This window comes from Anabaena sp. AL93, from assembly GCF_001672085.1.
In the GTDB taxonomy this organism is placed as follows: domain Bacteria; phylum Cyanobacteriota; class Cyanobacteriia; order Cyanobacteriales; family Nostocaceae; genus Dolichospermum; species Dolichospermum heterosporum.
In genome coordinates, this window is the sequence record NZ_LJOU01000146.1 from 1 (window position 1) to 9,668 (window position 9,668).

10 protein-coding genes and 1 pseudogene are annotated in these 9,668 nt (G+C 39.4%); 5 read left to right on the forward strand and 6 right to left on the reverse strand.

The genetic code is table 11. The annotated features are described in order from the left end of the window. Window positions 1-205 (reverse strand): annotated as a pseudogene (locus AN486_RS24875) (hypothetical protein); the annotation flags it as partial. A gap of 204 nt (window positions 206-409) precedes the next feature. On the opposite strand from AN486_RS24875, the gene AN486_RS24880 reads away from it, so the two are divergent. Both AN486_RS24880 and AN486_RS24885 read left to right on the forward strand, forming a co-directional pair. Continuing rightward, window positions 410-640: a hypothetical protein gene (locus AN486_RS24880; RefSeq protein ID WP_053540780.1), complete on the forward strand. Its 231-nt coding sequence runs from the start codon at window positions 410-412 to the stop codon at window positions 638-640. A gap of 461 nt (window positions 641-1,101) precedes the next feature. Further along, window positions 1,102-1,317, forward strand: coding sequence for a hypothetical protein (locus AN486_RS24885; RefSeq protein WP_053540779.1), 216 nt, complete (start codon window positions 1,102-1,104; stop codon window positions 1,315-1,317). Window positions 1,318-1,415: 98 nt separating this feature from the next. Here the strand turns inward: AN486_RS24885 and AN486_RS24890 are convergent, their stop codons facing one another. Together AN486_RS24890 and fba are read right to left on the reverse strand one after the other, a co-directional pair. Then, window positions 1,416-1,898, reverse strand: a complete 483-nt coding sequence (locus tag AN486_RS24890; protein ID WP_168635808.1) for a DUF29 domain-containing protein — start codon at window positions 1,896-1,898, stop codon at window positions 1,416-1,418. Window positions 1,899-2,030: 132 nt separating this feature from the next. Beyond that, window positions 2,031-3,104 (reverse strand): class II fructose-bisphosphate aldolase, encoded by a 1,074-nt coding sequence (gene fba / locus AN486_RS24895; RefSeq protein WP_015080551.1) that lies wholly within the window; start codon window positions 3,102-3,104, stop codon window positions 2,031-2,033. 608 nt (window positions 3,105-3,712) lie between these two features. On the opposite strand from fba, the gene AN486_RS24900 reads away from it, so the two are divergent. Continuing rightward, on the forward strand, window positions 3,713-3,886 hold the full coding sequence (locus tag AN486_RS24900; protein WP_158310533.1) for a hypothetical protein: 174 nt from the start codon (window positions 3,713-3,715) through the stop codon (window positions 3,884-3,886). Window positions 3,887-4,074: 188 nt separating this feature from the next. After that, entirely contained in the window at window positions 4,075-4,374 is a 300-nt protein-coding gene (locus AN486_RS24905; RefSeq protein WP_039200204.1) for a hypothetical protein, read from the forward strand. A 317-nt stretch (window positions 4,375-4,691) separates the two neighbouring features. Here AN486_RS24905 and AN486_RS24910 read toward each other — a convergent pair whose 3' ends face one another. Then, window positions 4,692-5,183 carry a DUF3368 domain-containing protein gene (locus tag AN486_RS24910; RefSeq protein ID WP_053540775.1) on the reverse strand — a complete coding sequence of 164 codons (492 nt, stop codon included), beginning with the start codon at window positions 5,181-5,183 and terminating at the stop codon, window positions 4,692-4,694. After that, complete coding sequence (locus AN486_RS24915; RefSeq protein ID WP_053540774.1) at window positions 5,180-5,425, reverse strand: UPF0175 family protein; 246 nt, start codon at window positions 5,423-5,425, stop codon at window positions 5,180-5,182. Before AN486_RS24915 ends, AN486_RS24910 begins: the two co-directional genes overlap by 4 nt. A gap of 664 nt (window positions 5,426-6,089) precedes the next feature. Here AN486_RS24915 and AN486_RS24920 point away from each other — a divergent pair. Further along, window positions 6,090-6,959 (forward strand): alpha/beta fold hydrolase, encoded by an 870-nt coding sequence (locus AN486_RS24920; RefSeq protein WP_053540773.1) that lies wholly within the window; start codon window positions 6,090-6,092, stop codon window positions 6,957-6,959. Window positions 6,960-7,158: 199 nt separating this feature from the next. Here AN486_RS24920 and glgB read toward each other — a convergent pair whose 3' ends face one another. Then, window positions 7,159-9,450 (reverse strand): 1,4-alpha-glucan branching enzyme, encoded by a 2,292-nt coding sequence (gene glgB / locus AN486_RS24925; RefSeq protein WP_290602885.1) that lies wholly within the window; start codon window positions 9,448-9,450, stop codon window positions 7,159-7,161. Window positions 9,451-9,668: the final 218 nt, after the last annotated feature.

A 9,668-nucleotide genomic window follows, 5' to 3' on the forward strand; every position in this document is an offset into this window, starting at 1 on the left:
AACGGTGGTCTGCTTGCGATAAGATATGTGTTAACCAGATCACTACTACATTCCCCAAGCTTTGTCCTCGCCAATTTCCATGGGTGGGGAAGTTTTTATCTATTAGCTTTTGTACACCCATCCGTTCTATCTGTGTGAGTAGTACGGGTATGTCATCTACTCGTTCGTTTGTAATTATGGATTCAGTTGCCATAACGTCGAACATATACTTACTCAGCTTATTTTGTACAACCTGTCTCTGATTATACTTTTATCTGCACATTTTTCCTAACTCCCTAAAAAATGGGCGAACCGGGAGTAATTATTTCCAAGATTGCAATATTTTCTCACTGAATCCAAAATACAGTAGCTATAGAGCAAAAATCATGCTACTGTAGAACTACATGATGAAACTTTAGCAATCAAAACTATGCAACTTAAACGCTGGGAATCCCCACGTCGAGAAGGCAGAAACGATAAAGGCCGAGGTGGTGCTGCGAGAAAACGGCAACTAAAAAAACAAAGACAGATGCTCAGACAGAAACTCAAAGAAAATCAAAAGCCAAATGATCATCACAATAATAACCAGGGGGAAAGTTCAACTTCCCCCTATTTTTTGGCCTTTTTTTTCCCCAATAGCCTGATTAGGTATATTGCTTGAGAATGATTAAGTTTTTTGGAAAAAGTTAAATTTTTAACTTTTTTGAGTATATTCTCAAGTAAGGAGTTAAATTGACACTCTCATGTCTAAAGACACTGAGATTCTTTAATCAACGAGCCAACTTACAATTACTGGATTACTCCAACAAAAACAGAGGTTGATTCTCCTAAAGCTTTAATTCCGATATGCCCTACCGTACTCGATTTTTGCATTTCATTTTTCACCAAATTTAGCTTTCCTAAACTGCAATACCGTTAGGTATGACTACGCACTCAACCACATAAGTTAAGTTTTTACGTTGTTTAGTTATACTTAAATTCTGGAATTGATGAAATACTATCACATCCATTGTTACCAGTCAATGAATTAAGCGAATAAATTCGTGGTCAGTGAGCGAAGTCGAACTGCTCGTGCGGTCACTGAGCTTGTCGAAGTGTCGCTTGTATCTCAGCACTGAAGTGATGGTTCCTGAGCTTGTCGAAGGACTGGGCTTTACTCTTACCGGATATTTCTGTAAAGTTGATTTTGTCATTGATGAAAATGGCATAGTTAAACTTATTCCTCTCAATATACCTATTCAAAAATTATCTGGAATTTTGCACAGAAAAGGCATGAAACCTAAAACTTTGGAAGAAATAGAAGAAATAATTGGTGAGGCTGCAAGTGATTGGACTTGATACAAATATTATAGAAGATATATGAAAATACACAATGAACATGAACTAAATTTGGGTTTAGCTAATGACAATTAGACTAATTGAACGAAAAATAAAAATTAAATTTCCTCCTGACTAAGCAGCGTGATTATAAAATCAGAATTAATGACATCTAAAGGCAGAAAAGGAGAGTCAACAGGAAACATCTGAATAGATAATTTAGTTTCCGTACTAGCAGCGCGAACAGCTTTTAAATAACAATCAGAAAATAGTTCTAAATAATAAGGTTTGAGACTAGGACTATCCTCCAATAAAGATTCAATTTGATAAAACTGTTCCCAAATTGTACTTACCCAACTAGAAGAACGTTTTTCAGATTGATATTGGTACTTGAGTAAGTGCATGAGTAAAACTATGAGTCGGTTTTTAAGTTCACGTCTTTTCTCTTTCCCCATGTCCTCTATTTCTTCAATCAAATGCTCAAAATCAACGTGATCTAATTGATGATTACGCAATAACTTAGCTGTCGTTTCTAGCCATAAACAATAATCCTGATTATAAAGATAACTACTCAAGGATGTAGATTGTAAATTGGTAGTCATACAAATAGCCTTATTTACTGCTATTACCTAAGTCTATCACATTAATTAATAAAACCAGGAAACTTTAGCGTCACCTGGTTTATTCTTGTAGGGACATAGCACTGCTATGTCCTAATTTATTGCTGAAAAAGATTAAACTTTAGCAGCCGCTCTCATTGCTAATTCGCCTTTAGCATACTTAGCCGCATAATCTTCTAAAGAAACTTGCTTAATCTTGCTTGCGTTACCAGCAGTACCAAACTGTTGATAACGGTCAGCACAAACCTTTTGCATATATTTAATAGAAGGCTTGAGGAAGTGACGAGGATCAAATTCCTTGGGATTGGAAGCCAAAGCTTCACGCACAGCCGCAGTAATAGCCAAACGGTTATCGGTGTCAATATTTACCTTACGCACACCACTCTTGATACCTTTTTGGATTTCTTCCACAGGTACACCGTAGGTTTCAGGAATAGCGCCACCATATTGGTTAATGAGTGCCAATAAATCTTCAGGTACAGAAGAAGAACCGTGCATAACCAAGTGGGTGTTAGGTAAACGGCGGTGAATTTCTTCAATGCGGCTAATAGCCAAAATTTCACCAGTAGGCTTACGGGTAAATTTGTAAGCGCCGTGACTTGTGCCGATAGCCACAGCTAAAGCATCTACTTGAGTTGCTTCTACGAAGTCAACAGCTTCATCAGGGTCAGTTAATAGTTGAGAATGGTCTAGAGTACCTTCAAAACCGTGACCATCTTCAGCTTCACCGGCACCGGTTTCTAGAGAACCCAAACAACCCAATTCACCCTCAACACTGACACCCAAAGAGTGAGCAACGTTGACAACTTCGCTGGTAACTCTAACGTTATATTCAAAGCTGGCAGGGGTTTTAGCGTCAGCTTCCAAAGAACCATCCATCATCACGCTGGTGAAATTGTTCTTGATAGCTGAATAGCAGGTAGAAGGAGCATTACCATGATCTTGGTGCATGACAATGGGAATCTCAGGATAGGTTTCTACCGCAGCCAAAATCAGGTGACGGAGGAAGTTTTCTCCGGCATAGTTACGAGCACCGCGAGAAGCTTGTAAGATTACGGGGCTATCTGTTTCCACCGCAGCCTTCATGATTGCTTGAATCTGCTCTAGGTTGTTGACGTTAAAAGCGGGGATACCATAACCGTGTTCAGCAGCGTGATCCAAAAGCAACCGCATTGGTACGAGAGCCATATATATTCCTCCTAATTTGGGTATTTAGCTAGTCAGTTTAATAGAAGCGTAATCTTTATTTTAATGTAATTTTTACGCTAATCTTAATGTTTTTTTCAACTTACAGAAAATTATATCTAGTAGTGGGTGCTTTTGTTGAGAAAATTTATAGGCTGATATTCTCCAGCTATGTAATGTTTTTGTAAAGCTAGAAACTAAGTGTTAGCCTGTGCATTTACCTGGCGATCGCAATTTGCAGTTCAAACGTATACAACAAACCAGTCATTTAAAGTTTCTTGTCAATGCGTAACTCCTAGTCTTAATTAATCAGTAATAAATCGTTAATTGGCTTTATATTTAACATAGCCACTATAGCCAGTTTTGACTACAGTGGATATATAGACAATTCTTATATTTTATTGGCTAAATGGTAATAAAATGCTATGTAGCCACTAATGCTATTTTGGAAATTAGTGGCTATAGTGGCTATATAGGAAAATACTTAGAGACTTCCAAATAAAAAAATACTCAACAACCTAATGCAAAAATCTCTCAAACCCTTATTCCTCTGTGTCCTCTGCGCCTCTGTGGTTCGTTAATCAGGATAATTTATTTCTTGGAAGTCCCTTATGGATAAAAACAACGAGAAAGTCAATAAAACAGATATGGTACAAGTCCGCGTTAGCTTACCAGAAGATTACCGTAGGCTGTTTAAGGCATATTGCACCGAACAAAATACGGATATGAGTAAGCGTATAACTGAGTTAGTTGAAACTGAATTAAAAAGAGCAGGGAAAATTTAGCGATCGCCAACCTTAAATGACTAGACCAGGATATACAGAAGCTTTTCTCAGAGGGAGAAAGGCGTTAAGACGGGGTAAATGTCCTAGTGAGCAAGACATTGAGCATATTTACTAGCAAGGTTGGGAAACTCACTTGGGGGAAACTGAGAAGGGGTTACTAGAAAAATGTCGAAAGGAGTATTACAGCGATGACAGTAGCAACCAGCATTGAAACTGTACAACAATGGCTAAACCAGACTGATGGATTGAGACTTGTACAGGCAACGAGTAATGAAGGTAAACTTATTACCTCAAATGAAATCTTGGCACTAGCAGAACGCTGTGAATGGGTAGAAACTGACGATATTTCTGATACACCCTATGCCAAAGACGGCTATTTATACCCTATTAGTTTAGAACTTGGTTGGGGTAATCCAGATGATGCCTACACAACTTCCAATAACGCCAAAGTCTTATTTTTCAACGCTTATTATCAAAAAGCTAGTTAGATTCTAGTTATGGGGATCACCTATTGATCCCTAGCATAGTATATATCCCACATTCTCCACCCTCAACTGTTAGGTGACAGTTCTCAAACCATTTCACTGTCTAACTTTTAGCTTAAACAGTAGAGCTTTTGTTAAGAAACTTTATCGGCTGATATTCTTAGACCAAGTAATATCCTTGTGTATTTAATAACTCATTATTTTAAATAAAGGTAGCACCTCCGTGCCTACCCCAGTATTAGGGGCAACCACAGGGGGTTTGCCCCTACTGGCGATCACATCTATGATTCAATAATTACCCATAATTTTCTGACCTGATTTTACTTTGTTTCATTAACTAGCCGTAAGACACTTTTATACAAGGGTTCAGTAACCCAAAATCCTGCTTTATTAATAAGATCATCTAACAGAGGTTTAACAGTAGAAATGAAACCTTGACTTTTGGCTTCTACTAAAACTCCTAAAATTCCGGTATAATGGAGATTAAGTCTAGCAGCAATCATGCGGCCACGACGTTCATCAATTAAAACTTGTTCTGCTTTCATTTCTAAGGCTAAAACTATAGCCTCTGCTTCTCCAGGATCAAGTTCACTGCTAAGTGCTTTAAGCATCGTCCTATCTTCAATTGCACGGATTTGAATCCAAGTAAAAGTTTGTACTTCCTTTGCACCCGCTACGGGAAAATCAGGATCAGTTAATTCTTGATAAACGGCTTCAGGAATTAGAACTGTTCCGTAAAGCTGTTGTAATAAGTGAAGCTGGTTAATAGCTGCAAGATTATTAATGGGTGAAGTATCGCTGACAACAATCACAATCTACCCATCTCCCGCAAATTCTTGATATCTTGTTCAAAATCCTCTACTCCGTAATGAATAGGGATTTGATAACTTGCGAGTAGATGTTGAAATGCTATACGATTCATACCAGCAAAGCGACTAGCTTGAGCAAGAGTTAACTTTTCTTTTTGAAACAGCATAATCGCAATTTCTCGTTTCATTTCCTCTTCATTCATGCGAGTTGTGGTTAGTATTTCATTGGGAATAACTACACTCATATTTATAATCCTCTGAACCATTATTATTATAATTCATTGCAATCATTATAGCGGTATGCACTCGCATAAGATACAGTCATAAGCCCCCTCCTCGCTTGCGGGGAGGGTTTTGGTTTCTTGTATTTCACTCAACCAATAACCGCTATAGTATAAGCAGTGGCATTTTATGTAATATCGCATTTTGCCGTAAATTAACTTTAAGCGATCGCATCTATGACTCAATACTTGTATTGATTTGTCATTAATGATGCTATATTAATTTCCTGAGATAATTCGCGCTTTATTTAGCATAATTTACCCGTAACGACAAGAAACAATAAGAAATATGTAAAGGCGTTGCTTCCGTATTTTCACTGTTTGTATAATCTTTGGTGTCAAGGGAAAATCTACGGTAGTGGATTTATTAGGGTGGGGAGTAACAGGCGATGGATTCTCAAACGCTGAAGCCGAATGTCCAAGACTTGCAAAATAAAGATATGATCTCAATTTTTAAATTTGAGCGACCCCCTTTTCGGAATTCCTAAAACTTACAATCCTTACCTTTCATGAACTTTACGCTTTATATCAGGATGAAAATTGTCTTCTCAAAAGAGCCGCGCCCTATTAATTTGGTGTTATCATTACGGCAGAATTGAACATGAGTTACTGGGGTTGACACTCAAGAATGCGAGCTAAAATACGGGATACAGAAATCTATTTTGATGTTGACGGCTGTAGTTTGGTAGTTGAAGAACAAGGAATACGTCAGAAACCTGTTGCTTTCATAATTCACGGCGGACCTGGAGTTGACCACACGAGTTATAAACCGTGCTTTTCTCCCCTCGTCCATCACCTTCAGCTAGTCTATTTTGACCATCGGGGACAGGGAAGGTCAGCCCGTGGACCGAAAGAAACCTATACCCTAGATAATAATGTTGACGATATGGAAGCCTTACGCCAATATCTAGGACTGGAGAAAATCGTTTTAATCGGTTCTTCCTATGGAGGTATGGTTGCTCTTTCTTATGCTGTGAAGTATCCCCAAAATGTTTCACACCTGATTGTCATTGCCACAGCAGCTAATTCCCGGTTTCTAGAACGCGCTCAGGAAATTCTGGCAGAACGGGGAAACGAAGAACAAAAAGCAATTGCTCTTCAACTTTGGTCAGGTAATTTTGAAAATGAAGAACAGCTACGCCAATTTTTTCGGGTGATGGGTTCAATGTACTCCCAAAACAATGACCGGAAATTAAATTCCCCAGACTCAGACGAAACAATTCTCTCTGTTGATGCCATTAATGTTGCCTTTAGTGGCTTCTTAAATGACTATAATATCCTCAACGAATTACATAAGATTACCTCACCAACTCTTGTGATTGCAGGGCGGCATGACTGGATCTGCGCCCCAGAGTTTTCTGAAGAAATTGCTCAAGCTATTCCTAATGCCTACTTGAAAATATTTGAGAACAGCGGACATTTAATTCGTGTTGATGAACCGCAATCACTGTTGGATGAAATTGCTAGGTTTTTAAATCTTGGTAGTTTGGTGTTCTAGGTCATCTAGCATTTATGTAACACGACAATTATCTGTTGAAAACAAACCCATAGCTCAAATTCATGATCATCCAGTTCTAATTTTGACAGAGATTGCGACAAATAACGTCTTGCTAAGTAGAACGACGTAAAAAAACCAAAGTATGTAACGACAAACTCACTAAGAAAAACATAGGGTGAGCAATGCCCACCCTACAGGATTATTCCATTACCTGTGCAGATTTCTGTTTATCCAACTTAAGCATCAATACACCCAAAGGAGGTAAACATAAATCCAAGGAATAAGGACGATTATGCAAAGACCAATCATCAGTCCACTTACCACCTAAATTGCCCATATTACTACCGCCATACTGACGAGCATCACTATTGAACAACTCAGTGTAGAAACCCTTTTCTGGCACACCAATACGATAATGAGAATGGGGTTGAGGGGTAAAGTTACAAACCACAATCATAAAATCGTCAGAATTCTTGTCACGACGGACAAAGGAAACCACACTATGGCGGTTATCGGTACAATCAATCCACTCAAACCCGGCTTGATCAAAATCTTGAGTATATAAAGCTGGTTCAGAACGGTAAAAATGATTAAGAGACTGGAAAAAATCCTTTAACTGTCGGTGTGGTTCAAACTGTAATAGATGCCATTCCAAATCAGCCCAAGCATTCCACTCACTCCACTGACCAAATTCCATGCTCATAAACATGGTTTTCTTGCCGGGGTGAGCGAACATATAAGTAAACAAACAGCGGATATTAGCTAACTTCTGCCATTCATCACCGGGCATTTTGCCGATCATATTACTCTTACCATGCACGATTTCATCATGGGACAGAGCTAACATGAAGTTCTCGCTGTGGTTATACCACATACTAAAGGTAATATTGTTTTGATGGAACTGACGAAACCACGGGTCCATGCTGAAGTAATCCAGCATATCGTGCATCCAGCCCATATTCCATTTTAAATTAAAGCCCAATCCGCCCGTATAGGTAGGCCAAGATACCATTGGCCAAGATGTGGACTCCTCCGCAATGGAAAGCACACCAGGATAATAACTAAACAACAAGCTATTAACTTGACGTAGAAAATCTGCCGCTTCTAAATTTTCTCGACCACCATATTCGTTAGTCAACCATTCTCCTGGTTTTCGGCAGTAGTCAAGGTAAAGCATGGAAGCGACCGCATCAACACGAATTCCGTCAATGTGGTATTTATCAAACCAGAACAGGGCATTAGCCACTAGGAAATTACGGACTTCATGGCGATTGTAGTTAAATACTAAAGTCCCCCATTCCTTATGTTCACCTTTGCGGGAATCAGAATGTTCATACAAGTGACTACCATCAAAGAATGCTAAACCATGTCCATCTTTGGGGAAGTGGCCAGGAACCCAGTCTACAATGACACCAATACCATTGTTATGGCATTCATCCACAAAGTACATGAAGTCTTCAGGTGTACCAAAACGGGAAGTAGGCGCAAAATAACCAGTTACTTGATAACCCCAAGAACCATCAAAGGGATGTTCGGCAATTGGGAGGAGTTCTAAATGGGTATATCCTAATTTCTTGACGTAGGGAATGAGTTTGTCTGCTAGTTCCCGATAAGTCAGAAACCGAGCGCCGGGTTTTAGTTCAGAAACGACAACTACGGCTTCAGTTTCTCCATTGGGTAATTTGGCAGGTTCTGCACTAGCAGCGTGTAACCAAGAACCTAAATGGACTTCGTAAACGGAAATGGGTTGACTCAAGGGGTCACTGTGTCGCCGCTTTTCCAGCCAGTCTTCGTCTTTCCAGGTGTAGGAATTTAAGTCAGTAACAATAGATGCTGTTTTTGGACGGGGTTCTTGCTGGAAACCGTAAGGATCAGATTTTTCGTAAATATGTCCTTCAAAATTTTTGATTTCGTATTTGTAATGTTCTCCTACACCTATTTCGGGAATAAATAATTCCCAAATGCCTGTGTGTCCTTTCCGCATCTGGTGTTTGCGTCCATCCCACAGGTTAAAATCTCCCAATAAGGAAACGTTGCGGGCATTGGGGGCCCAAACGGCAAAATAAACGCCTTTGACACCATCTACTTCTGTGGTGTGCGCTCCTAATTTTTCGTAAATGCGGTGATGGTTGCCTTCACTAAATAAATGTAGATCAAATTCTGTTAAGTGGGCAGAACGGAAAGCGTAGGGATCATTAACTACCCGCTCATGTTCTCCTTCTTTAATGCGTAACTGATAATTTTTTAGTTCTGGGGTTTCAATGGTGCATTCAAAAAAGTGTGGATTATGCACTGTATCCATTGGGTATTCTTTCCGTTCCTCTGGAACTACTACCCACGCAGCGCTGGCATTTGGGAGATAGGCTCGCACAGCCCAGACAGTTTTACCATTTTGCTCGATGAGATGAGAACCCAGAATTTCAAAGGGATCGTGATGTTGATTGCCAACAATGCGATTAACCTGTTCAGGGGCGACTGTGGTTGTGGACATGAAGCTACCTATGTGATATATGGTGATTAACTAAATCTACTTTTTAACTATTCATATTCTTGCATCTTTGTCGCCACTGTCAGTTGTCAGTTGTCAGTTGTTAGTTGTCAGTGGTCATTGGTCATTGGTCAGTGGTCATTGGTCATTGGTCAGTGGTCATTGGTCATTGGTCAGTGGTCATTGGTCATTGGGAAAATTCTTTCTCCCCCTGCCTCCCC